Origin of the sequence: Oerskovia paurometabola, assembly GCF_016907365.1 — a bacterium.
Taxonomy (GTDB): Bacteria; Actinomycetota; Actinomycetes; order Actinomycetales; family Cellulomonadaceae; genus Oerskovia; species Oerskovia paurometabola.
The window spans coordinates 3,673,235-3,695,030 of sequence record NZ_JAFBBV010000001.1 but is presented as its reverse complement, the minus strand read 5'-3'; the positions used below and the strand labels follow the sequence as shown (position 1 = coordinate 3,695,030).

The window sequence follows — 21,796 nt, the reverse complement described above, 5'->3', positions numbered from 1 at the left end:
TTCGGCCGGCCCGAGGAGACACGATGAAGGCCTTCGTCCTGGAGACGTACGGAAAGCCGCTCCGGGCGGTCGAGATGCCCGAGCCGATGCCGGCCCCGCACGAGGTTCTCGTGCGGATGGTCGCGGCCGGGGTCAATCACGCCGACGAGCGCACCCGCATCGGCGAGTTCAAGGCCGTCTTCCACCTCGACCTGCCCAAGGTCATGGGTGGCGAGCTCTCCGGCGAGGTCATCGCCGTCGGTGAGGACGTGACCGGCTTCGGCCCCGGTGACCGGGTCTACGGCTACACGGGCGTCGTCGGCATGGGCTCCTGGGCCGAGGTCGTCGCCGTCGACGCCGCCGCCCTGGCACCCGCCCCGTCGAGCATCCCTCTCGTCGACGCTGCCGCCCTGCCCGTCGTCGCCCTGACCGCATGGCAGGCGCTCGTCACCCTCGGTCAGGTCCGGCCGGGGCAGACCGTCCTCGTGCACGGCGGGGCCGGCGGAGTCGGCTCGGCCGTGATCCAGCTCGCCAAGCACCTGGGTGCCACCGTCGCCACGACGGCATCGGCCGACAGCGCCGACCTCGTCAGAGCCTTGGGCGCCGATGTCGTCATCGACTACCGCAGCGAGGACTTCGTCGAGCGGCTCGCCGACGTCCCCGTCGACATCGTCGTCGACACCCAGGGCGGCGACATCACCACCCGCTCCCTCCGTGTCCTGCGTCGCGGCGGCCTCGTCGTCGGGATCGCCGGGACACCCGACCCGCACCTGGCCGACCAAGCCGGCGCGGGACGCGTCGTCAAGGCCGCGCTCGCCGTCCTCAGCCTCCGCCTGCGGCGGCAGGCCCGGCGCCTCGGCGTGCGCTACCGGTTCCTGTTCATCCAGCCCGACGGCGAAGCCCTGGCCGCGGCTGCCGGGCTCGTCGACGACGGTGTCCTGCGCCCGGTCGTCGACCGCGTCCTGCCGTTCGACGACACCCTGGTCGCACTCGATCAGCTCCTCGCTGGTCGAGCTCGCGGCAAGATCCTCGTCACCACGACCCCCGAGGAGGGCGTCAACCATGCCTGACGCACCCGCCACCCCGGCGAGCCATCGCATCCGCGAGACCGTCAGCGGCGCAGCACGAGCGATGACCTGGGTCACCGCCCCCACCCTCCATCTGGACGTCGCCGGTGACACCCTCGCCTACCGCGAGCTCGGCGCCGACGCAGGGACGCCGGTCCTGCTCCTCACCCACCTGGGCGCCACCCTCGACGAGTGGGACCCGCGCGTCGTCGACGCCCTGGCCGCCGGTCGTCGCGTCATCGCCCTAGACCTACCCGGAGTGGGCAGATCGACCGGCACCGTCCCCCTGGCCGTCGAGGGCATGGCCGACGCCGCGCGTGCGTTCGTCGCCGCGCTCGGCCTCACCAGGATCGACCTGCTCGGCTTCTCCCTCGGCGGGTTCGTCGCGCAGCAGGTCGCCCTCGATGATCCCGGACTCGTGCGGAGGCTCGTCCTCACCGGCACCGGGCCCGCGGGCGGCACCGGGATCGACCACCCCACCGGCGGCGCCTACATCTACGTCGACATGGTCCGCGCCGCGCTCGCCCGCACCGACGTCAAGGGGTTCCTCTTCTTCCCCCGCACGCCCGCAGGCAAGGCCGCTGCGAAGGACTACCTCATAAGGATCCGCGAACGCGTGATGGACCGCGACGACCCCATCACTCTGACCGCATTCCGGCGCCAGATCACCGGCATCAAGGCCTGGGGCCGCCAGCGGCAGCAGGACCTTACGGCGATCACGGCGCCGACGCTGATCGCCAACGGTGACCACGACCGCATGGTCCCCACCGCACTGTCCCGCGACATGCATGCCCGCATCCCCGACAGCACCCTCACCATCTACCCGGGATCAGGCCACGGCGGCGTCTTCCACCACCATCGCGACTTCATCCCCACGCTCCTGGCACACCTCGACGCCTGACCCCGGGCCCCTTACAGCAGGAGAACGTCTACGATCAGCCGCCGAGCGCCACCGTCGATCGGTCGAGACATCCTGGACCGCCAAGAGGCCGCGGGCTGGTCCCGGCGGACCTGCTCGACATGCGCTCGGTCGCTCAGATTCTCGTGGTGACGAGACCACTGGCTCGCCCAAGATGCTGGCGCGAGATCAGGGGTCTCCTCGTCGCCCACGCAGCGAAAGCCCGGGGTTCTACGACGTCGCAGAACCCATTCGTGCGACGCCTGCCAAACGGTCGGTTCTGCCTCGTCGAACAACTCGCACCCGTCAGTCATGCTCTGGAGAGTCCGAGGTATCGGGTTCGCTTTCATGACGCAGATCCCGATCGTGCGAACTCAGATGGCGTGGGTGGAACCGGATGGCCTGGTGCTGCGTGATGGGGGGTATGAAGGTGTGGCGTGATGGTCGGCGTTGAGGTGGACGTCGAGGAGGACTGGCAGGCCGAGAGTGCCGTCGTCGACGTGGTCGTCTCCGGACGGTCGCGCGACGCCGAGTTCGTGGCCTTCGTGGCTGAGCACGGTGCGACGCTGCGACGGATCGCGACGCTCCTCAGTGGCGATCCGCATCGCGCGGAGGAACTGCTCCAGGCGACGCTCGAGCGGACCTACCGCGCGTGGGGCCGCGCACGTGACGGCGACCCGATGGCCTACTCCCGGCGCATCCTGGCGAACCTGCGCATCGACACCTGGCGCCGCACCCGCCGTGAGCTGTTGCTCACCCAGGACCAACTGCCCGACCACGGCGAGAGCGACCGCAGCACCGAGATCGTCCTGCGCGACGAGCTCACCCGGGCGCTTCGCGCACTTCCGGTCAAGCAGCGGCGCGTGGTCGTGCTGCGCCACCTGCTCGACATGTCAGAGGCCGAGGTCGCCGCCGAGCTCGGGATCGCCCGCGGCACGGTGAAGTCCGCCGGCGCACGCGGGCTCACCGCACTACGCCGGGCCCTGTCAGACCCCATCGATGGAGCGGAGAGCACGCCGTGACCGACGACTTCTCAACACGTCTGCGGGAGCTCGTGGACGAGGCGCTGCCAGAAGCGCCGATCGATCCGCACCTCGCCCTCGACGTCGCACGCCGCCGGGCAGGCCGGACCCGGAGCCGCCGTGTCGCGGCGTCCTTGGCTGTCGCCGCCGTCGTGGCCGCGGCTGCGGTCACTGTCCCGGACCTCGTGGCACCACGACCCCGTGAGACTCTGCTCATGCCCGCAACGAGCATCGCGACGACGAGCCCGGAACCTGCGGAGAGCGCGACCGAGGAACCGGTTCGGGCGATCGTCGACGAGGACGCGGGGACGATCACGACTCCGCTCGACGGTTGGTTCGTCAGCGCCGAGGAGCGCGCCGAGATGGACACCGCACGGGACGTCTTCGTCGCGCGGTGCATGACCGCAGCGGGCTACGAGGATCTCGTGCAGCTCGTGGGCCCTGTCCCCGCAGAGAAGACCTTCGACGGAGCCGGCTTCGGCCTGTGGCGTCACGGCTTGCTCGCGACGGACGGCTACACCCAAGAACCCGTCGAGAGTCCCAACCGGTTTCGCGCTCGGGTCGAGGACGAGGCCGCCATCGAGCAGCAGCGCTCGTGCTTCGGTCAGGTCAACGAAGCGGGGCTCTCCTACGACCCAGGTCAGTTCGAGGCGGTGGCTCCGACCGGTGTCACCCCGGCGACTTCCACGCCGGAGGGGATCGGTGTCGTCGACGAGTGGAAGCAGTGTCTGGCAGGGCGAGGGGTCGAACCCCCTGGGCCAGACGAGGGAATGGTTCCTCCCGGGGTGCGTGACGCGTCCCCTGACGAGGTGATCCGGATCGGTGAGCTCGACCTTGCGTGCAAGGACGAGCTCGGTACCGTCCAGCGGCTCGCCGACATCCAGGCTGCCCGGGAGAGCGAGTACATCACCCGCGCCAGGGACTACCTCGAGCTGCGACGTCCCGTCGAGCAGGCTGCGCTCGAGGCCTCGCGGGCATACCTCCAGGAGCAAGGCCTGTCGATGGACCCGGCCACATGGTGAGCGACCCCACCATGAACCGGGCCCCTGCCGACTGGTACGCCGACGCCCAGCGCGACGGCCACGAACGGTGTTCTGTGCGGCGGGACGCTCGGCGTCGCCAACCTCGTCGCGTGAGCCAACCGCTGGTGCGTCACCACACATTTCGCCGCTCTCTCTCACCAGCGAAGACGCCGACTTTGTCCGAGGGGTCTACGAGCGCCTGGAGTACGTGCACGAGACACTGCTCACAGCTGCACTGTTGCTTCTCGCCACTGGCGCCGCCGCGACCCTCGGCTCATGCTTGGCGAACCGCACACGCCGCAGCGATGCGGCCGTGGCGGACACGACTGTGTGAGGACCGGCGTTTCTCCGACGTCGCACCACCTTCTTCCATGACGCCCGACTAGCGGTCGTCAATGACACGACCGCCGCACTCTCTGCCGACTCGACGACCCGCTCCGCCGCCGTCGACGCCGTGCTCGCGTCGAGCGTGCGGATTCGCCCGCAGGCGCGGTGCCGATCACGTGCTGCCGTCGGGCGCTCGCAGACGACCGCTGATGCGTGGCGACAGGCCCGACTACGCCTGTCGTTTGCTGTCGGCGCGTCCGATCGGATCGGTGCTGGTCGTGAGGGCGGCACGGGCGGCCGGCCAGCTGTTCTCGTCGACGTGCAGAGCGGTCCGAAGGTAGGCGGTGCTCATCCGCTGGACGACTGCGACCCGTTCCGGATTCTCGTCGGTGGTCTCGGCGACTTCGTATCCGACGATTCCACCGAGCGCGTGCTCTGCGCCGTAGAGGGTGAGGAGGTCTGTCGCGCCGGGGCTGTAGGTGTAGGCGTCGGTGAACCAGTCAGGTCCACGGCTGGACATCTTCGACTGGTCGTGGTCGCCCGCGACCACGAGGGTCGGAGTCGTCAGCTCCTGGAACGAGGGGCGCATGAAGGGGAAGTTCGCCTGCGCGAACGGGTGCAGGTCATCCCCGCCGACTCCGGTTGCGGCGAACAGGATGCCAGCGGTGACGCGCCCGTCGGTCATGTCCGCCCCGACGTGACCCGCTTCGTCGAAGACTCGGGCGCCGAGAAGCGACTGCGCCGTCTGGCCGCCCCAGGAGTGACCGGTCGCGGCGATGCGGCTGCGGTCGATGCGCCCGGCCAGTCCGGGGACCGCTGCCTCGACGGCGTCGAGCTGGTCGAGGATGCGGACGAGATCCGTGATTCGCTCCGTCCAGATCGTCGGGAAGACCGGGTGGTCAAACCCGAATCCGTTGCGGCGTGAGTCCAAGTGGGTGGGCTGGATCACGACGAACCCGCGGGAGGCCCAGAACGCTGTGAGCGGCGCGTACCCATCCAAGTTCCATCCGTTGCCATGGGAGAACACCACGACAGGGAGATTCGCGCCTGTGGCAGGGGCAGACACGCGCACTTCCAGCGGGACCGGTCGATCCGGGGCGAACAGCTGAATCGGAGCGACGGAGACGACCGGTGCGCCGGCACCGATGGTGCGGTCCAGGGAGTCGAGGAGTGATGAGGCCATGACGAGGTCCTTCCGAAGGGCGCGCTCTGCAGTACCCTCGAACGGAGCACCGTTCCGAAACTTTACGGAACGTTGCTCCGTAATGCAATCCACGGACGAAGAATTCGGTGAGGACAGGCGTGGCTGAGACCCAGGGCGACGAGTTGCGCAGTGCGGGGGCACCCCGAGCGGGCCGTCCGCGCCGGAGCGAGCAGGCGCTCCTCGACGCAGCGGCAGCGGTGTTCGTGACGTCCGGGGTCGATGCTCCAGTGCGGGAGATCGCAGCGAAGGCCGGCGTCGGCGTGGGGACGATCTACCGTCACTTCCCGACGCGCGCAGAGCTCGTGGTGGCGGTGTACCGGCACCAGGTCGAGGCATGTGCAGACGCCGGCCCGCGGCTGCTCGCGGAGAGCGAGACGCCCGAGGCAGCCCTGCGGGCATGGGTGGCACTGTTCGTGGAGTTCCTCGTCACCAAGCACGGGCTCGCTGCCGCACTGCAAGGAGACAGCGCAGGGTCCGACGCGTTGCACACCTACTTCGTCGGCCGTCTCGTGCCGGTAGCTGGCGCCCTCCTCGAGGCAGCGCTGGAGCCCATGGATACAGCTCCGCCGGTGGATGCGTACAACGTGCTCAAGGGCATCGGAAACCTCTGCATCGGTGCAGCGGTCGATGACCGGTACGACGCCGCCGTTCTCGTACAACTACTCGTCTCGGGCGTGCTGAGCCGACGAGTTCACTGACTCAGGCCCATCGCCTCCTCGCGCGGAGCACGACAGGATGCGCTGCGAGAATCACGCGACCTGCTGCTGCGATGCACGACGCCCGACGACCGGTCGGTCCAGCGGCGTCCAGACACCGCTACCGGTGGGCCGTTCCTCGAGGACTCGTGACGGACGCCCGGCCCGGGTGCAGGACCAGCGTGACGAACCCGAGACCACCGCGGTATCCCTGGAGCCAGCCGTCGCGGTGCTTCTCGACCGCGGCGAGCACCTCACGCGCCTCGGGGTGGTCCGGGTTCTCGACCGCCCAGCGAGCGGGTGCCCCCGTCCACGCCCACTCGTAGTCGTCCCACTCCTCCTGCGTGCTGACGTGCCCGTGCACCGTCGCCCACCCGTGCCGCGTCACGAGGTCGACGGTGCCGGGCAGGTCGAGGTACTCGTCCGCCGAGAGGCCGCCGAGGCCGTCGAGGACGGCCGCCGTCGGAGGCGCAGGCCAGAAGCAGTCACCGAGCAGGAGCAGGCCGTCGGCGGCGAGGTGGCCGCGCGCAGCCTCGAGCGTGGGTTCCAGGCCCCCGAACGCGTACGCCGCGCCCACGCTGAGCACCGCATCGAACGGCGCCTGGCTCACGTACTCCCGGACGTCGCCCTGAACCAGCGTCAGCCGGTCCACCACGCCCGCGGCAGCAGCCTTGGCCAGCGTCTCCTCGAACCCGACGTCGGACATGTCCACCCCCACCGCGGTGAGGCCCGGTTCGCGGCCCAACGCCCGCAGCAGCCATGTGCCGTCACCGCACCCGAGGTCCAGGACGCTCCGTCGGCCGCCCGTCGTCCGGTCGAGCAGGCCTTCGACGCGGGCATCGCTCAGCGGCGACGCGATCGGGTGCTCGGAGTGCGCCAGGCGAAAGAGGGTGGATCGTTCCATCCCCGGACCCTATGCGAGGAGCAACGGTCGGGACACGGGATGCGCGAGGCCGGGTGCGCCTACGCGAGCGTCTGGACCGGAGGCGACGACGGGCACGGGCCCGCCCGCGCGATGTACGAGGCGTGCGGGTTCACCGCGCTGCCGCTCGTGCACTACTACCGCGAGCTCTGAGACGCGGCACCCCGAGCGGCGCGGGCTTGACCGGCGGTCGGGGCGCAGGGGCGGGGGTGTCCTGCTGCGGAGCGGCAACAATTGTTGCCGCTCCGCCGCGAACACACCCACCACCCCGCGAGCCTCGCGCCCCTCTGCTGGACGACGCCCGGGGCCCCGCCGGTCACTGCACGACGCCCAGGTCCTCGGCGTCGACGATGCGGTAGGCGTAGCCCTGCTCCGCGAGGAAGCGCTGGCGGTGCGCAGCGAAGTCCTGGTCCACGGTGTCGCGCGAGACCACGGCGTAGAAGTGCGCGGTGCGGCCGTCCTGCTTGGGGCGCATGATGCGTCCCAGGCGCTGGGCCTCCTCCTGGCGCGACCCGAACGACCCGGACACCTGGATCGCGACCGACGCCTCGGGCAGGTCGATCGAGAAGTTCGCGACCTTGCTCACGACGAGCCGGGAGATCTCCCCGGACCGGAACGCCTCGAACAGCCGCTGGCGCTCGCGCACGGTCGTGGCCCCTGTGATGACGGGCGCGTCGAGGTGGTCGCCGAGCTCCTCGAGCTGGTCGAGGTACTGGCCGATCACGAGGACCTGGTCGTCGGGGTGCGCGGCCGCGATCTGCTCGACGACGCGGTTCTTGCCCGCTGCGGTGGCCGCGAGCCGGTACTTGTCCTCGGGCTCGGCGGTCGCGTACGCCATGCGGTCGCGGTCGGACAGGGTGAGGCGCACCTCGACGCAGTCCGCGGGCGCGATGTACCCCTGGGCCTCGATGTCCTTCCAGGGGGCGTCGTACCGCTTGGGCCCGATGAGGCTGAAGACCTCGTCCTCGCGTCCGTCCTCGCGCACGAGCGTCGCGGTCAGGCCCAGGCGGCGGCGCGCCTGGAGGTCGGCGGTCATGCGGAAGATCGGGGCGGGCAGCAGGTGGACCTCGTCGTAGACCACGAGTCCCCAGTCGCGGGCGTCGAGCAGCTCGAGGTGCGTGTAGACACCCTTCCGCTTGGTCGTGAGCACCTGGTAGGTGGCGATGGTGACGGGCTTGATCTCCTTGCGGGCGCCCGAGTACTCGCCGATCTCGTCCTCGGTGAGCGTGGTGCGTCGCACGAGCTCGTCGCGCCACTGGCGCGCGCTCACGGTGTTCGTCACGAGGATCAGGGTCGTCGTGCCGGACTTGGCCATGGCCCCGGCGCCGACGATCGTCTTGCCCGCGCCGCAGGGGAGCACGACGACGCCGCTGCCCCCGTGCCAGAAGCCCTCGACGGCCTGCTGCTGGTAGGGCCGCATGGCCCAGGGCTTGTCCTCGTGCGCCGGGTCGGTCGGGGAGAGGTCGATCGGGTGCTTCTCGCCGTCGACGTATCCCGCGAGGTCCTCGGCGGGCCAGCCGAGCTTGAGCAGGACCTGCTTGAGGTGGCCGCGCTCGGACGGGTGCACGATCACCGAGTCGTCCCCGAGCCGGTCGCCCACGAGGCCCGCGGTCCGCTTGGACTTCAGGACCTCGGCGAGCACGGCCTTGTCGGTCGCCTGGAGCACGAGCCCGTGCGTGGGGTGCGCGACGAGCTGGAGCCGCCCGTAGCGTGCCATGGTCTCCGCGACGTCGACCAGCAGCGCGTGCGGCACGGGGTAGCGGCTGTACTCGAGCAGCACGTTGACGACCTGCTCGGCGTCGTGCCCCGCGGCGCGCGCGTTCCACAGCCCGAGCGGCGTGAGCCGGTAGGTGTGGACGTGCTCGGGGGCGCGTTCGAGCTCGGCGAAGGGGGCGATCGCCCGTCGGGCGTCGCCCGAGCGCGGGTGGTCGACCTCGAGCAGCAAGGTCTTGTCGCTCTGCACGATCAGGGGGCCGTCGGCCATGGGCGTCCTTCCGGGTGGTGCGCCGTGTCGTGACGCGGGTGGTGCGGGCTAGTCGTTCGGCGCCCCCGCCGACGCGTTCGTGGTCGTGTCGGTCGACGCGTCCTGGGTGGGGGCGGGGGCGTCGGTGAAGACGCCCGCGATGCGGTGGACGGCGACGGTCAGCTCGGCGTCGCGCGCCGGGTCCAGGGCGCGCAGGCGGCCGCCTTCGAGGACGAGGGGCTTGACGCGGCGCCGGGTCGGCTGACCGGTGGGGTCGATCGTCTCGAGGACCACGTGGTCGCCCGCGTCGATCGCGTCGCGCAGGAGTCCCAACGCCGCGGGGGGTTCGGTTGTTCCGCGAGGTTCGGGCACGACGTCGTCACGGGTCGTCGCCGCAGGTGGTGCGGCGAGGGCCGCGTCGTCGGCCGCGCGCAGGCGCGGGACGAGCTCGGCGTACCGCTCGCGCCGGGCTGCGGCATCTTCCTGGTGCACCGCCGGCCCGACGGCGGAGCGCCCCCGGGTGGCAGTGTCCAGCGGGCGTCGCCCGCCCACGCGGGAACGGGCTGTGGTCCGGAGCCGCTCGGTGCGCACGACCCGCCCGTCAGGTCCTTCGACGGTCGAGGCGAGGCCGCGGTCGCGCAGCGCGGCCTGGAGCGTCGCCGCGGGGACGAGCGAGACCAGGACGGTGGGCGCGATGCGGAACAGCGAGAGGTGTCGCAGCGACGGGTCCTCGACGAGGCCGGTCAGGAGCGCGGCGTCCTCGGCACGCACGTAGCTCGACGCGCTCCCGACCCGCAGCCGCCCGTGGCGCCGGGCCGTGTCGCGGACCAGGTAGTCGAGAGGTTGGGGGAGCGTCGTCCGGGAGTGGCCTGCGAGGTCGGCCAGCAGGTCGTCCGCCGTGCGGCCCGCGTCGAACGCCCGGGTCAGGGACTCGGGCGTGAAGCGGACCGTGATCGCGGCCCCGCGCGACTCGACCTCGGCGGCGTCCTCCAGGAGCCGTTCGAGAGCCGTGCTGGGACGCCCCGGGACGATGCCCGTGAGGTCGCCCTGGAGCAGGAGCTCGTCGACCTCGGGCGGCAGGACCGACTCGAGGGCGGTCGCGAGCGTCGTCTCCGCGGACGTGAGCGCGGGCGCTCCCGACCTGCTCGCCGCCGCGGGTGCGCCGGGTTGCACGGCGGGCGTGGCGCCGTCGGGCAGCAGGAGCGCACGGCCCGTGGGGGCGAGCGCCCCGACCCCCGTGACCCCCAGGAGGTGGGCCTCGTGGAGCAGCCCCTCGATGGCCTGGACCGGTGGGACGGACCGGGGCGAACCCCAGCGCAGGACGGCCAGGAGGTCGGCCGAGGTCAGCGCCGTCCCGGGACGGTCGGCGAGCGCGGACAGCAGGTCGAAGCGCAGGCGCGGGACCCACGGGCGGCTGAGGTCGGGTTCGAGCGCCGCGCGCAGCGTGCCGCGCTCGTCGCGGCTGCCGACGGTCCACGGCGTGCGGCCAGAGCCTGCCCAGGCTGCGGCGAGCAGCGCCCAGCGTGGCGCGAGGGGGAGGTCGAGCCAGTCCTCGCCCGCGACCGTGACGGTGAACGTGGGAGGGTCCTCGCCGTCGTCGACCACGAGTCCCGCGGCGAGCGCGAGCTCGGCGACGAACGCGGCCGTCGGCTCCTCGACCTCGAGCGTCGTCGCGAGACGGCGCAGGTCGCGCACCCCGAGCCCGCCCGCGCGCAGGACGCTCGGCGGCGAGGCCTGCCACAGCGCGAGGAGGTGGGCGACGAGCCGGACCGCGTCCTGCGCCGCGCGCGCGGCCTCTGCGGCGATGGTGTCCTCGGCGAAGTGCGGGGCCTCGGGCTCGGGCGGGTGCGCGAGGGGCCGGGCGTGCGTGCGGCCCCCGCGCAGGGCGAGGCCGACCTCGCGGGGCAGGACGACGTGCCGCTCGTCCGAGGCGAGCAGGAGGCGCCGACGCAGGAGCCAGGTCGTCGCCTCACGGCCCGCCGGGTCGGCGCGCGGCGCGACGCCCACGGGCGGCCCCCACGTGAGGGCGTCGAGGATGTTGCGGGCTCCGGGCGGCGCGTCCGCGAGGAGGTCGCCGAGGGGCGTCGTCCCGGGCGGGCCGAACGCCGGGGCGCCGGTGGGTGGAGCGGCGAGCGGCGACGACGGGTCGGCGGGGCCGAGGCCCGCGGGGTAGGGGCCGAGCACCTCGGACAGGCCCGGCGCGACCGCGAGGTCGGTGCGCGGCGACGGGTCACGGTCCCACAGCAGCGCGGCCTCCTCGAGGTGCGCGACCGCGGCCCGGACGACCGGTGCGTCCCCGTCGCTCGCACCGAGCGCCGCGAGGACGCGGTCGACCGTCACGGCCGTGTCCTCGCCCGCGGGACGGGTGGCGGGGCGGGAGGGGGCGGGCCGGGACGTCGGCGTCCGCGGAGCGTGCTGGTCCCCGAGGACGAGGACGGACTCGAGGACCTGGAGCTCGAGGGCGTCGAGCCGGGCGATCGCCCGGTCCAGGCTGGTACGGCTGGTGGCACGTGCTGCGAGCGAGCGCAGCGTCGACGGCGAAGGAGTGGCCAGGTCAGGGCGCTGCAGCAGCAGCGCGACGAGGTGCTCGTCGCTGCGGGAGCGAAGAGCCTCGGGGAAGGTCCGGCGCGGAGCCGGAGGCGTTGAGGCCATCCGTCCGATGTTACGCGGGTCGGGGGTTCTCCCGTCTCGGGCACCCTTCGCGCGGACGGGAGCATGATCTATATTCGGAATATGCTGAATCTAGAGGGACGTCTGCGGCTCGACGGGGCCACCCTGGCGTTCCACGACTCCGGCGGGCCCGGTCCCGCCGTCGTGCTCTTCCACGGCGCGGGCGCGGACCACCAGACGTTCGCCGACCAGGCGACGGCGCTCGCCGCCCACGGCTGCCGAGTCGTCCTGCCGGACCTGCGCGGGCACGGTGCCTCCCGTCCGACCAGCACCCCGCTCACGGCCCCCCTGCTCGTCGCCGACGTCGAGGCCCTCGTCGCGGCGCTCGGGCTGGACAGGCCGGTGCTGGTCGGGCACTCGCTCGGAGGGAACCTGGCCCAGGAGCTCGTCCGGCGCACCCCCGAGAGGTACGCCGGGCTGGTCGTGCTGGGAGCGACCTGGAACACGGGGCCGCTGAGCCGGTGGGAGCGTCAGCTCCTGAGGCTCGCCGCGCCCGGCCTGTCCCTCGTCCCCGCGCGGCGGCTCCCGCGGCTCATGGCCACCGCGTCGGCGACGACCGAGGCCGCCCGCCGGGACGCGGAACGCGCGTTCGGCCAGGTGTCGAAGGCGCAGTTCCTGCAGATCTGGCGGGCGACGACGGCGTTCGTCGCTCCCGACCCGTCGTACCGGACCCCCGTGCCGTTGGCCCTGGTCCGCGGCGAGGAGGACCGCACCGGGAACATCAGGACGGCGATGCCCGCGTGGGCCCGGCACGAGAACGTGAGCGACGTCGTCGTGCCGCAGGCGGGTCACCTCGTGAGCCAGGACGCCCCCGAGGCCGTGACCGAGGAGCTCGTGCGCTTCCTCGACCTCCTCGGGGAGGCGCGATGACGACGTCCGACCAGCACGCGTTCCTGCACGCGGTGGGGGACCTGCTGGCGTCGTGGAACCTGTCGCGCGCGACCGGGCGCGTCTACGGCGCGCTCCTCCTGGAGGACCGACCCGTCTCGCTCGACCACCTCGGCGAGGTCGTGGGGCTCAGCAAGGGGCAGGTCAGCACGTCGACGCGCGAGCTCGCGGCCTGGGGGCTGGCCCGCACCCTCCCTCAGCCGGGCAGCCGTCGCCTTCTCGTGGAGGCGACGCAGGGCCTCGACACCCTGCTCGAGGCGTCGCACCGCCGGGTGCGGACGTTCGTCGACGCCCTCGAGGCGGGCCGGACGCTCGTCGACGGGCTGCCGGTCGCCCAGCAGCGGCTCGCGGACGTCATCGACCTGTTCGACGGCTACGTCGCCGCGGGCGAGCAGATCCTGCGACGCGGGGGCGGTGCTCGCTCCGCGCCGGGAAGGTCGGCGACCGGTCGCCCCGAGTGATCGCGACCGGCCGCCGGCTACCCGGACGGGCGGGTCTCAGTCGAAGCTGACGCGCAGGCTCGTGAGGCTGTGCCCGCCGTCGACACGGCTGGAGAGCCCGAGGGCGCGCAAGGGCTCGACGTACGCGATCCACGAGTCGTCGCCGCCCGTCGCGTCGATGTTCGCGCGGGCGGCCGACTCGAGCGCGTCGATGTCGAGGTACGCCGCGTTCGCCGCGCCCTTCGCGTCGGGCACGACGGTCCGGAAGGCGCCCACGGTGCCGAGCGTCCCGTCCTGGGCGAGGCGCGCGGCGTACGCCTCGTTCGAGGCGACGACGAGCCCGTCCTTCGTGGTCGCGCTCGTGAGCCTCTCCGCACCGGCGTCCACGAGGATCGCGTCGATCCGGCCGAGCAGGTCCTCGAGCGCGGCCTTGTCCCCGATCGTGCGAGCGCCGAGGTCGAGGTCGGCCAGGCCGGTCACGGCCGAGACGTCGTCGAGACCGGCGGAGTCGAGCGCGACGACGACCTGCTCGCCCAGGAGGGTCTTGAGGTCCTCGGGCAGCCGCAGGTCGTAGGTCTTCTCGAGCTCGTCCACCGTCTCCTGGAAGCCGAGGTCGCTCGACAGGAGGTCGTCGGTCGTCGTGCCCGCCTGCGGGTCGTCCCCGAAGAGGTCAGCCTCCTCGGTGCCCGGGGCGGTGTCGAGGCCCTGGTCGAGCGACGAGTAGTCCCCCGTGCAGCCCGCCATGAACGACTCGTCGTAGCTCTGGGTGACCTCGGCGAGCTCCTCGGGCGTCAAGCCCCAGCTCGACGCGTCCAACGCGTTCTCCGGCAGCGCGAGCAGCGCCGCGCACTCGGCCTCCGTGGCGGTGGGCAGCGTCCCTGCCGTGCGGACCTCGTGCGAGGACAGGGTCCAGTCGTCGCCGAGCAGGTCCTCTCCGGAGCCCAGGCTCCCCAGGCCGCTCGACCCGAACGTGTCGGCGAGGGTGCTCAGCTGCTCCCAGAGCTGGTCGACCGACGCGGGGTCGATCGTCGCGGACGACGCGAACAGGGTGCTGTCCGGCAGGCCGGTGAGGAGCGACGTCCCCGAGCCCTTCAAGGGTGCGAGGACCTTCTCGTCGGCGCCGACGGCGATCGCGATCTCCAGGTGGTCGGTGCCTGCCCGTGCCGCTCCGGAGACGGTGCGCAGACCGTCGCCGACGGCTGCGCCCAGCTCCTCGGCCCCCTCCTGTCCTTCGAGCGCGGTGATCGCGCCCTCGACGTCCGCCCAGTAGGAGACGAGCCCTGGGTCGCCCAGGGCCTTCATGTCCGCGGTGAACCGCAGGGCGTCGGCCAGCGGTGCCTTCTTCGCGGCTGCCGCCACGTCGGCGGCCGCGACCCGCTCGGAGGTGATCAGGGCGTACCCGCCCGTGAACGCGACCTGTGCGGCCTTCGCGCCGTCGCCGCAGCCCAGGCCCGACTCGATGGCGGTCCGGGCGGCGGCCTCGTCGGTCACCTGGAGGACGAGCACCGGTTCGGGTTCGGGTGCGGCTCCTGCGTCCCCGGTCGCTGCGCCCTCGACGGGCGGCAGCGCGGCGAGGGCCGCGCGCTGGCCGATCCACGGTTCGACGTCGGCGGCGTAGTCGATCTCGCACGTGCCGCTCTTCGAGATCGCGTCGACGACGAGCCGGCGCAGGTCGGCGTCCTCGCCGAGGTCCACGTCGAGGTCCGTGGCGAGATCGGGGAACCTGTTCGCGAGGCGCAGCAGGTTGACCTTCTGCGTGGCCGACGGGTCGAGGTCCACGCGCACGTAGGCGAACGCGGTGTCCGGGAGGGCGGCCTCGGGCTGCGCTCCGCCGCCGTCGAGCGCGCTGTAGGCGAAGACACCCCCGCCGACCAGGACGAGGGCCGCGGTCGCCGCGCCGCCGAGCACCAGGCCGGTGCGCAGCCGGGAGGGCCGGACGGTCACGACCGTGACCGGGGCGGGAGGCGTGTCACCGGCGGGTGGTCGCCACGCCCCCGAGGGATCGGCAGGAGGGAAGGTGGGCGGCGTGGTCATGGGGAACCCTCTGGGTCGGCGTCGGCTCGACCGGCGCGGTGCGTCGGCGGTCGAGCCGAAGGCTAGTGGAGGCCGCCGACGGCTCGCAGCCCCCATCCATGGGGAGAACTCCCCGCCGCGGGAACTCACCCGGACCATGGGGAGAACTCCCCGCCGCGGGAACTCACCCGGACGTGCTCGGCGGGGTGCGGCCCGGCGGATGCGACTGTGAGGGCTCTGTCCCGGTAACCTGGGAGTTCTGATTCCCACGAGCACAAACGAGGTTCACGTGCCCACCGGCAAGGTCAAGTGGTTCGACACCGAACGAGGGTTCGGCTTCATCGCGAGCGATGAGGGCGACGAGGTCTTCCTGCACGCTTCCGCCCTGCCTGACGGCGCGGCGCCCAAGCCCGGTGCCAGGGTGGAGTTCGGCGTGGCCGACGGGCGGCGCGGCCCGCAGGCGCTCGCGATCAAGCTGCTCGACCCGGCGCCCTCCGTGGCCAAGGCCCAGCGTCGCCCGGCCGAGGACCTGGGGGTCGTGATCGAGGACCTCATCAAGGTCATGGACAAGGTCGGGGGCTCGTTGCGCCGTGGCCGGTACCCGGATGCCGCGCAGGGAGCCCAGCTCGCCAAGGTGCTGCGCGCCGTCGCCGACGACCTGGAGGCATGACATGGCTGCCGTAGCCGCCGCTGAAGGATCGACCCGTCGTGTGAGCGCGCGCGCCGCCAAGGACGCCGTGCTCACGGGCGCGGTGGACCTCGCGCGTGCTGCGGCGGAACAGGTCGCCGAGCACGTGGGGGACGTGGGTGAGCACCTCGGGACGGTCGTCGAGGAGGACCGCCTGATCTCGCACCAGTTCGCGTGCACCATGCTCGGCTACCGGGGGTGGCGCTGGACCGTGACGGTGGCCCGCGTCCCGCGCGGTCGCACCGCGACGGTGTGCGAGGTCGAGCTCCTGCCGGGCGAGGGCTCCATCCTGGCGCCCGAGTGGTTGCCGTGGTCGGAGCGTCTGCAGCCGGGCGACATCGGTGTGGGCGACGTCCTGCCGTTCCAGGCGGACGACCCGCGCCTCGAGCCGGGCTACGTGCCCACGGGCGACGAGGAGCAGGACGCCGTCGCGATCGAGGAGCTCGCGCTCGCCCGGGTCCGGGTGCTGTCCCCCGAGGGCCGCGACGAGGCGGCCGAGCGCTGGTACCGCGGTACGCGCGGTCCTACGGCGCCGGGCGCGGTCGCCTCGGGCGCGGAGTGCGGGTCGTGCGGGTTCCTGGTGCCCCTGCAGGGGGCGCTCGGGCAGGTCTTCGGCGTGTGCGCGAACGCGTGGTCGCCCGACGACGGCAAGGTCGTGAGCCTCGACCACGGGTGCGGTGCGCACTCCGAGACGGACGTCGAGCCGCACCCGACGGACTGGCCGGCCGCCGACCCGTTGATCGACGAGATGGACGTCGAGATCGTCCAGCTCCTGGACGCCGCCCGTGATGCGGCGAGCGCCACGGCCGCCACGGCCGTGGCTCCCGCGAGCCCGGCGACCGAGCGGTCCGCGGAGGCTGCGGCGAGCATCGAGCTGGCGCTGTCGCGGATCGCCCTCCCGGAGCCCGGGAGGTCGTCGTCCGCGACGGACGCCTCGGAGACCGGACCGGACGCCTCGCCGGACGCGGACCCGGACGAGCCGGCACGGTGACGACGGACGCCTTCGGGACCTCGGCTCTTCGCCGGGCCGTCACGGAGGCGTGGCTCGCGTCCCCGACGCGCTTCCGGGAGGACGCGAACACCGAGGAGGACCACGCCCGCGGCTACTACCGCGACCGGGTGGTGGTGGAGCTCGCGCAGAACGCGGCCGACGCCGCGGCGCACGCAGGCTCCTCGGGCCACCTGGTGCTGCGTCTTGCCCGGGACGTGGGCGGCGCGTGGTGGCTGACGGCGGAGAACTCGGGCGCACCGCTGGACGCGGGGGGCGTCGCGTCGCTGGCGTCGATGCGCGCGTCGGCCAAGGTCGCGCGCCCGTCCGGCCCGACGGCGGAGCCTGGGTCCATAGACGGCCCACCCGGGCGGGTGGGCAGGTTCGGGGTGGGCTTCGCGGCCGTGCGCTCGGTCGCGGACGAGATCTCGGTGCGCTCGACGCTCGGGGGAGTGACGTTCTCCCTGGACCGGACGGTCGCAGCACTGTCCGACGCGGTCGCAGGTGCGCGGGAGGACGGGGGAGCGGCGGCGGCCGACCGGCTCGAGGCCGCGGTCCGCGAGCGGGGCGACGCCCTGCCCGTGCTGCGGCTCCCGTTCGCGGCGGACGCCCTGCCCGGCGACATCGCCACGGGTCTCGCGACGCCGGCCACGGTCGTGGCCCTGCGCCTGCGGGACCGGGTCGCGGTCGAGGCCGTCCGTGCCCAGCTCGACGAGGTGGACGACGCGCTGCTCCTGGCGCTGCCCGCCCTGGCGGAGGTCGGGGTCGAGATCGAGGACGACGCCGGGAACCGGCGGTCGCGTCGCCTGCACGACGTGGCCGCCCGCTGGACGGTCGTGCGCGAGCGCGGGGTTCTCGACGCGCTCGTCCTGGACTCGCTCCCGGTCGAGCAGCGCCACGGGGGCTGGAGCCTGCTGTGGGCGCTGCCGCGGTCGGCTGCCGCACCGAGCGAGGCCGTCGCGGGCGTGGTGCACGCTCCCACGCCGACCGACGAGCCGACGACCTTCCCGGCGCTGCTCGTCGCGTCGTTCCCCTTGGACCCGAGCCGTCGGCACGTCCTGCCCGGGCCTGTGACGGACGCGCTCGCCGCGTCTGCGGGGGAGGCCTTCGCCCGGCTCCTCGGTCTGGTCGCCGCTGAGCGGGGGGCCTCGGTCCTCGCTCTCGTGCCCACCGGGTTGCCGTCCGGGGCGCTCGACGCGCAGGTCCGGGACGCGGCGCTCGCCGCGTTGCGCGGCACGCCGCTGCTGTCGCCACCGCCTCCGGTGGCCGTCCCCACCGGCGATCACGACGCGCAGGACGCACCCGGCGGGCCCGCCGGCCCCGTCGACCTCGACGGTCCAGGACTCGACGAGGAACCCGTGCGCCCCGGCGGACGGCACCTGGTCGCGCCCCGCGACGCCCAGGTCCTCGCGGGCGAGGTCGGTCGTGACCCGGCCGTGGTGGCGGTGCTCGGTCGGGCGGTACCGGACCTGGTCGACGTGCCGTCGTCGCTGCACGCGGTCGCACGGTCGCTCGGGGTGCGGTCCCGCGAGCTCGCGGACCTGCTCGACGAGCTGCCCGCGGGGATGGGTCCTGCGGCGTGGCGCGAGGTCTACGCGACCCTCGCCCCGCACGTGGGGCAGCCGGGGGTGCGCGACGCGCTCGGTGCGGTGACGGTCCCGCTCGCCGACGGGCGGACCGCGCGGGGAGCCCGCGGGGTCCTGCTCCTGGGTGCCGAACCCGCAGCCGAGGAGGCGACGGCAGGTTCCGGCTTCCTCACCCTCGCGCGCTCGCTGGGCCTGCGCCTGGTGCACCCGGACGCCGTGCACCCGCTCCTGGAGCGTCTGGGCGCGACGCCGTCCTCGTTCCGGGGGCTGCTGACCGAGCCTGCGGTGAGGGAGCACGTGCTGCACCTCGCGGACCTGGCCGCGGACGACGACCTGCTCGACGGGACGGACCCCGGCCGGGACGACGGCGAGCCGTTCGACGACGGGGCGCACCCAGGGGCCTCCGCGCCCGGCACCACCGACTCGGACGGGGGCGTGACGGACCCGGTGCCCGCCGCCGTCGGGCAGGTGCTGGCCCTCGTGCGCTCCGCGCTCGCCGAGGGCGCGCAGCCCGAGGACGTGCCCTTCTGGTGGGGCGAGCTCCCGCTGCCCACGGCCGAGGGCGACCTGTCGGCGGCACGTGAGTGCGTCGTGCCGGGGTCGTGGGCGGACGGGGTCCTGGACGGTCTCGTGCCGCTCGCGGACGGCGTGGCCGAGCGCTGGGGCGAGGACGTCCTGCGTGCGGTCGGGGTCCCCGCGGACGTGACGGTCCACCGGGTCCGCGACGTCCTGACGCCGTGGGACGCCGACGCGGACCTGCCCGACGACCCGGACGACCCGCAGTCGTGGCTCGACGGGTGGGCCGACTACCTCGCCTTCCTGGGCGGCCACGTCGGGGGAGGCGCGTTCGTGGGCGACCTCGACGCGGTCGCGGACCTGGACGCCGTCGCCGGCGACGCGTGGCCCGTGTTCCTCGCACGGCTCGCCGGCGACCCCGACGCCCGCGCGGCCCTGCTCGCCCCGGTCCGGAGCCAGGGCGGCGCCCGGGCGGGGGACGCGCCGTCGTACACCGCCTGGTGGCTGCGCCGGCACCTGGGCGCGCCCTTCGCGGCCGTGCCGGGCGGCGCGCCCTTCCTGCCCGACCCGCCCGACGAGGCCCACGGCCTGGACGCGGAGGTCGTGCGCGCGCTGGGCGGGGTCGCGGACCTGGGAGACCTCGCCCCGGCGGACTGGCCGGACTACCTGGCCGCGCTGCCCGACGTCGGCACGCCCCTCGACCTGCCCGCCGCGCTCGCGGTCTGGCGCGGGTTGGGCGCGCTCGCGCGCACGGCGAACGGTCACGCGCTCGACGAGCTGCCCGACCGCCTGCCGGGCCTGCGCGGGTCGACCACGACGTGCGTCCCGGCCGAGGACCTGGCCGTGGCGACGAGCGCGATGTGGGCGCAGGTACGGACCGTGCTCCCGGTCGCGTCGGTCGCGGACGGGGGAGCCGTCCTGGCGGACCTCCTCGACCTGCCGTTGCTGCCGCCCCCGGGTGCGCCGGAGGTCCCCCTGCCCGACGACGCCGGCTCGCCCCAGGTGCTCGACGCCCGGGTCGCGCGGCTCGTCCCGGGCGTGCCCGGCAGCTGGTTCGAGCACGAGGCGCTGTCGGTGGACGGGGTCGAGGTCGACTGGTGGGTGAGCTCGGGCGGCGCAGGACCCGAGGTCCACGCCTCGACGACCGCCGGCCTGGCCCGCGGGCTGGCCGCGGCGGCCGGCCGGCCCGCGGCGCGGCACCTGCTGGAGTCCGCGTTGCTCGACCCGGCCTCCGCCGACGACCTGCTCGCCGAGACGGCGTGGGACGAGGCGTGAGCCGGGCGGCGGGACCCGCGCCCGGACCGCCCGGCATCTTCGACCGTCGCCTCGTGGGCGGCGTCTACGTCCCGACCTTCGTGTTCGAGGCCGGGGTGAGCGCGATCGTGCCCGTGGTCGCGCTGAGCGCGATCTCGATGGGGGCCGGGATCGCGCTGGCGGGGTTCGTCGTCGCGCTGCTGGGGCTCGGGCAGATCGCCGGGGACGTCCCGGCCGGGGCGTTCGCTGCGCGGTTCGGTGACAGGCGGGCCATGATGACGGCCGCGGCCGCCTCGATCGTCGGCCTCGTGGCGTGCGCGCTCGCCCCCAACCTGTGGGTGCTGGGCGCCGGGGTCTTCTGCGTCGGTATGACCAACGCCGTGTTCATGCTCGCCCGGCAGGCCTATCTGACCGAGGTCACGCCCGTCCTCAAACGGGCCAGGGCGCTGTCGACGCTCGCGGGCACGCACCGGATCGGTGCCTTCGTGGGGCCGTTCGCCGCGGCCGCGGTCCTGTGGCTCTGGGACCTGCCCGCGGTGTACTGGCTGGCCGTCTGCACGAGCGTCGTCGCCGGGCTGGTGACGGCCCTCGTGCCTGACGTCGCGGCGGGTTCGACGGCCCACCGGCGGTCCGTGGTGCCCGTCAGCTTCCGTACGGTGCTGGCCGCGAACTGGCGGGTGTTCGCGACGCTCGGGATCGCGGTCGTGATGGTCGGGGCCACGCGGGCCGCCCGGCAGGTGGTGCTGCCGCTGTGGTCCGAGCACCTGGGCTTCAGCCCCGCCACGACGAGCGTGATCTTCGGGCTCTCGGGAGCCGTCGACATGCTGCTGTTCTACCCCGCGGGCAAGGTCATGGACCGGTGGGGCAGGCTGTGGGTCGCGATCCCGTGCATGGTCGTGCTGGGCGGGGCGATCGTCGTGCTGCCGCTCACGAGCACCGTCGCCGGGGTGGCCGTGGTGGCGATGGTCATGGGCTTCGGCAACGGGATCGGGTCGGGCATCCTCATGACTCTCGGCGCCGACGTCGCGCCCCCGGACGTCCGCGCGCAGTTCCTCGGGATCTGGCGGCTCTTCCAGGACTCCGGGACCGCGCTCGGTCCGCTGGTGGTCTCGGCCGGTGCCGCGCTGGGAAGCCTCGCGGGCGGGATCGTCGCGTCCGGCACGGTCGGCCTGCTCGGTGCGGTCGCGCTCGCGCGGTGGGTCCCGCGGTGGTCGGTGCACGCGAACCGGACCACGCGCCGTCGGGCGGGGATCGAGAGCTAGGCGGGGGTCCCCTGGGCGTCGTCGCCCGACTCGTCGGGGTGCGTCCGGTACTCGCTCCGGTTGCGGCGTTCCCAACCGAGCCCGATGATGCCGAGCACGATCCCGGCCGCGCAGCTCGCGGGAAGCTCGAACGTCGCCCTGTCGAGGAGCAGCAGGACGACCGAGACCACGAGGGCGACGGCCCACAGGCTCATCCCGACCAGGATCACCGGCCGCAGGTCGACGCGCAGCGCCGGCGGGTTGGGGCGGCGCCGCTCCGGGTGGATCAGCAGGGAGAGCATCGAGGGCACGCTCGCAGTCTACGTCTCGTGAAGGTTCCGTCGGGTGAAAAAAACTGGTGGCGCTGCCCGGCGTGTCCGGGCCCTCACCCGAGGGGCTCCCGTGTTATCAGG

At 73.6% G+C, this 21,796-nt stretch carries 18 protein-coding genes; 12 read left to right on the top strand and 6 right to left on the bottom strand.

All coding sequences use genetic code 11. The features are described from left to right. The first annotated feature begins 23 nt into the window (after positions 1-23). The 4 genes from JOD48_RS16475 (at position 24) to JOD48_RS16460 (ending at position 3,988) form a co-directional block, all read left to right on the top strand. Positions 24-1,049 carry an NADP-dependent oxidoreductase gene (locus JOD48_RS16475; protein ID WP_204809823.1) on the top strand — a complete coding sequence of 342 codons (1,026 nt, stop codon included), beginning with the start codon at positions 24-26 and terminating at the stop codon, positions 1,047-1,049. Next, complete coding sequence (locus tag JOD48_RS16470) at positions 1,042-1,947, top strand: alpha/beta fold hydrolase (RefSeq protein WP_239527459.1); 906 nt, start codon at positions 1,042-1,044, stop codon at positions 1,945-1,947. The genes JOD48_RS16475 and JOD48_RS16470 overlap by 8 nt, the downstream gene beginning before the upstream one ends. A 452-nt stretch (positions 1,948-2,399) precedes the next feature. Then, positions 2,400-2,966 (top strand): SigE family RNA polymerase sigma factor, encoded by a 567-nt coding sequence (locus JOD48_RS16465; protein ID WP_307824209.1) that lies wholly within the window; start codon positions 2,400-2,402, stop codon positions 2,964-2,966. Between the two features lie 215 nt (positions 2,967-3,181). After that, positions 3,182-3,988, top strand: a complete 807-nt coding sequence (locus tag JOD48_RS16460; RefSeq protein WP_204809822.1) for a hypothetical protein — start codon at positions 3,182-3,184, stop codon at positions 3,986-3,988. 556 nt (positions 3,989-4,544) lie between these two features. Here JOD48_RS16460 and JOD48_RS16455 read toward each other — a convergent pair. Continuing rightward, positions 4,545-5,498, bottom strand: coding sequence for an alpha/beta hydrolase family protein (locus JOD48_RS16455; RefSeq protein ID WP_204809821.1), 954 nt, complete (start codon positions 5,496-5,498; stop codon positions 4,545-4,547). Between the two features lie 119 nt (positions 5,499-5,617). On the opposite strand from JOD48_RS16455, the gene JOD48_RS16450 reads away from it, so the two are divergent. Beyond that, positions 5,618-6,217 carry a TetR/AcrR family transcriptional regulator gene (locus tag JOD48_RS16450; RefSeq protein WP_307824208.1) on the top strand — a complete coding sequence of 200 codons (600 nt, stop codon included), beginning with the start codon at positions 5,618-5,620 and terminating at the stop codon, positions 6,215-6,217. A gap of 118 nt (positions 6,218-6,335) precedes the next feature. Here the strand turns inward: JOD48_RS16450 and JOD48_RS16445 are convergent, their stop codons facing one another. Beyond that, on the bottom strand, positions 6,336-7,118 hold the full coding sequence (locus JOD48_RS16445; RefSeq protein ID WP_204809820.1) for an SAM-dependent methyltransferase: 783 nt from the start codon (positions 7,116-7,118) through the stop codon (positions 6,336-6,338). 39 nt (positions 7,119-7,157) lie between these two features. Here JOD48_RS16445 and JOD48_RS19960 point away from each other — a divergent pair, with 39 nt between their 5' ends. Beyond that, positions 7,158-7,289 (top strand): hypothetical protein, encoded by a 132-nt coding sequence (locus tag JOD48_RS19960; protein ID WP_275581473.1) that lies wholly within the window; start codon positions 7,158-7,160, stop codon positions 7,287-7,289. A gap of 163 nt (positions 7,290-7,452) precedes the next feature. On the opposite strand, the gene JOD48_RS16440 is transcribed toward JOD48_RS19960, so the two are convergent. Together JOD48_RS16440 and JOD48_RS16435 are read right to left on the bottom strand one after the other, a co-directional pair. Next, positions 7,453-9,120, bottom strand: a complete 1,668-nt coding sequence (locus JOD48_RS16440; protein WP_191789502.1) for a DNA repair helicase XPB — start codon at positions 9,118-9,120, stop codon at positions 7,453-7,455. A 48-nt stretch (positions 9,121-9,168) separates the two neighbouring features. Then, positions 9,169-11,751: a helicase-associated domain-containing protein gene (locus JOD48_RS16435; protein WP_204809819.1), complete on the bottom strand. Its 2,583-nt coding sequence runs from the start codon at positions 11,749-11,751 to the stop codon at positions 9,169-9,171. A gap of 81 nt (positions 11,752-11,832) precedes the next feature. Between JOD48_RS16435 and JOD48_RS16430 the strand changes: the two genes are divergently transcribed. Further along, on the top strand, positions 11,833-12,639 hold the full coding sequence (locus JOD48_RS16430; protein ID WP_204809818.1) for an alpha/beta fold hydrolase: 807 nt from the start codon (positions 11,833-11,835) through the stop codon (positions 12,637-12,639). Beyond that, positions 12,636-13,118, top strand: coding sequence for a GbsR/MarR family transcriptional regulator (locus tag JOD48_RS16425; protein WP_204809817.1), 483 nt, complete (start codon positions 12,636-12,638; stop codon positions 13,116-13,118). The genes JOD48_RS16430 and JOD48_RS16425 overlap by 4 nt, the downstream gene beginning before the upstream one ends. Before the next feature lie 36 nt (positions 13,119-13,154). Here the strand turns inward: JOD48_RS16425 and JOD48_RS16420 are convergent, their stop codons facing one another. Further along, positions 13,155-15,131 (bottom strand): DUF3352 domain-containing protein, encoded by a 1,977-nt coding sequence (locus tag JOD48_RS16420; protein WP_204809816.1) that lies wholly within the window; start codon positions 15,129-15,131, stop codon positions 13,155-13,157. 268 nt (positions 15,132-15,399) lie between these two features. Between JOD48_RS16420 and JOD48_RS19955 the strand changes: the two genes are divergently transcribed. From JOD48_RS19955 to JOD48_RS16400, 4 genes are read left to right on the top strand one after another with little or no spacing between them, the layout of a single operon-like run. After that, a complete protein-coding gene (locus tag JOD48_RS19955; RefSeq protein ID WP_030144143.1) occupies positions 15,400-15,780 on the top strand; it encodes a cold-shock protein in 381 nt (126 codons plus the stop codon). 1 nt (position 15,781) lies between these two features. Continuing rightward, positions 15,782-16,789 (top strand): DUF3027 domain-containing protein, encoded by a 1,008-nt coding sequence (locus JOD48_RS16410; protein WP_204809815.1) that lies wholly within the window; start codon positions 15,782-15,784, stop codon positions 16,787-16,789. Next, positions 16,786-20,163 (top strand): ATP-binding protein, encoded by a 3,378-nt coding sequence (locus JOD48_RS20250; protein WP_204809814.1) that lies wholly within the window; start codon positions 16,786-16,788, stop codon positions 20,161-20,163. The genes JOD48_RS16410 and JOD48_RS20250 overlap by 4 nt, the downstream gene beginning before the upstream one ends. Then, a complete protein-coding gene (locus JOD48_RS16400; protein WP_307824206.1) occupies positions 20,160-21,404 on the top strand; it encodes an MFS transporter in 1,245 nt (414 codons plus the stop codon). The genes JOD48_RS20250 and JOD48_RS16400 overlap by 4 nt, the downstream gene beginning before the upstream one ends. Here JOD48_RS16400 and JOD48_RS16395 read toward each other — a convergent pair. Continuing rightward, positions 21,401-21,685: a DUF2530 domain-containing protein gene (locus tag JOD48_RS16395; protein ID WP_225226740.1), complete on the bottom strand. Its 285-nt coding sequence runs from the start codon at positions 21,683-21,685 to the stop codon at positions 21,401-21,403. The two genes, JOD48_RS16400 and JOD48_RS16395, sit on opposite strands and share 4 nt — an antisense overlap. Between the last annotated feature and the right edge of the window lie 111 nt (positions 21,686-21,796).

What these genes read in the sequence shown, in the direction of transcription:
- JOD48_RS16395 (WP_225226740.1), bottom strand. Translation starts at nt 21,685, where the DNA reads ATGCTCTCCCTGCTGATCCACCCGGAGCGGCGCCGCCCCAACCCGCCG.
- JOD48_RS19960 (WP_275581473.1), top strand. Translation starts at nt 7,158, where the DNA reads ATGCGCGAGGCCGGGTGCGCCTACGCGAGCGTCTGGACCGGAGGCGAC.
- JOD48_RS16425 (WP_204809817.1), top strand. Translation starts at nt 12,636, where the DNA reads ATGACGACGTCCGACCAGCACGCGTTCCTGCACGCGGTGGGGGACCTG.
- JOD48_RS16470 (WP_239527459.1), top strand. Translation starts at nt 1,042, where the DNA reads ATGCCTGACGCACCCGCCACCCCGGCGAGCCATCGCATCCGCGAGACC.
- JOD48_RS16410 (WP_204809815.1), top strand. Translation starts at nt 15,782, where the DNA reads ATGGCTGCCGTAGCCGCCGCTGAAGGATCGACCCGTCGTGTGAGCGCG.
- JOD48_RS16430 (WP_204809818.1), top strand. Translation starts at nt 11,833, where the DNA reads ATGCTGAATCTAGAGGGACGTCTGCGGCTCGACGGGGCCACCCTGGCG.
- JOD48_RS16435 (WP_204809819.1), bottom strand. Translation starts at nt 11,751, where the DNA reads ATGGCCTCAACGCCTCCGGCTCCGCGCCGGACCTTCCCCGAGGCTCTT.
- JOD48_RS16460 (WP_204809822.1), top strand. Translation starts at nt 3,182, where the DNA reads ATGCCCGCAACGAGCATCGCGACGACGAGCCCGGAACCTGCGGAGAGC.
- JOD48_RS16455 (WP_204809821.1), bottom strand. Translation starts at nt 5,498, where the DNA reads ATGGCCTCATCACTCCTCGACTCCCTGGACCGCACCATCGGTGCCGGC.
- JOD48_RS16475 (WP_204809823.1), top strand. Translation starts at nt 24, where the DNA reads ATGAAGGCCTTCGTCCTGGAGACGTACGGAAAGCCGCTCCGGGCGGTC.
- JOD48_RS16420 (WP_204809816.1), bottom strand. Translation starts at nt 15,131, where the DNA reads ATGACCACGCCGCCCACCTTCCCTCCTGCCGATCCCTCGGGGGCGTGG.
- JOD48_RS16440 (WP_191789502.1), bottom strand. Translation starts at nt 9,120, where the DNA reads ATGGCCGACGGCCCCCTGATCGTGCAGAGCGACAAGACCTTGCTGCTC.
- JOD48_RS16445 (WP_204809820.1), bottom strand. Translation starts at nt 7,118, where the DNA reads ATGGAACGATCCACCCTCTTTCGCCTGGCGCACTCCGAGCACCCGATC.